This is a genomic window from Pseudomonas sp. SIMBA_067 (genome assembly GCF_046534675.1).
GTDB classification, from domain to species: Bacteria; Pseudomonadota; Gammaproteobacteria; order Pseudomonadales; family Pseudomonadaceae; genus Aquipseudomonas; species Aquipseudomonas putida.
In genome coordinates this window covers 1-260 of record NZ_JAWRYH010000712.1, presented here as the reverse complement: position 1 = coordinate 260, position 260 = coordinate 1, and the positions used below count along the sequence as shown (strand labels likewise).

The window sequence follows — 260 nt, the reverse complement described above, 5'->3', positions numbered from 1 at the left end:
CATAACAAACTCTTTATAGGCTTCGTCCATGACCGATGGTTGGTCGGCAGAAGCCATGTTTGAACGGACATCCAGGTTACGCAAAAATTGCTGCTGTGAGTAATATCCCCCCAGCATATTCACCGTTGGACGATCGGTAATCGCCGTCGAGCTCCACTCCTGACGAGCAAAAAACGTATACGCCAGCGCGATTAACGCAAACGCCAGCCCCATGCCAATAATCCATAGCTTCCCAGCCCACAAGGTACGAAACAACCCAC

The 260-nt window shown here is 50.8% G+C and carries 1 protein-coding gene; it reads right to left on the bottom strand.

Going from position 1 to position 260, the window contains the following annotated elements; translation table 11 throughout:
• A partial coding sequence (locus tag SB765_RS31000) for a Wzz/FepE/Etk N-terminal domain-containing protein (RefSeq protein ID WP_410932671.1) occupies positions 1 to 243 on the bottom strand: 243 nt, incomplete at its 3' end.
• Between the last annotated feature and the right edge of the window lie 17 nt (positions 244 to 260).